This is a genomic window from Vibrio sp. S457-15, assembly GCF_000960545.1.
GTDB lineage: Bacteria > Pseudomonadota > Gammaproteobacteria > Enterobacterales > Vibrionaceae > Vibrio > Vibrio parahaemolyticus.
The window spans coordinates 1-380 of the sequence record NZ_JYOQ01000057.1; the positions used below are offsets into that span (position 1 = coordinate 1).

General features: G+C 42.4%; 1 protein-coding gene. It reads left to right on the forward strand.

Annotated elements, in window-relative coordinates:
• A partial coding sequence (locus tag UF05_RS07640; RefSeq protein ID WP_048852358.1) for a type II secretion system F family protein occupies positions 1–247 on the forward strand: 247 nt, incomplete at its 5' end.
• Positions 248–380: the final 133 nt, after the last annotated feature.

Here is a 380-nt window from a genome sequence, read left to right on the forward strand (position 1 = left end):
CAATAGTTTTGTGCTTACCATTATCCAAAACTTACATTATGGCGCCTCTGTTGCTGGTGTATTAAGTGACTTGGCAGAAGACATGCGCCGAATTCACTTACTCGGAGTAGAAGAGCGAATGGGCAAACTATCAGCCAAAATGAGTGTGCCTCTTATTTTGCTGATCATGTTTCCAATCGTTATTTTTATCCTCGCTCCGGGTTTCTTGCAAATCGATTTCTCGACACTTTCAGCGAGTGGGTATTGAAAAAAATCGCATTGATGGCTTTAACACTTTTTTCTCTCATGGGGTGCAGCTCGACGGCGTACAGCGAAGAAAGTACTGTTGAAAGCATGAAACGTGTACAAAATCATGCAGGCCTTATTGAGCATTACAAAGC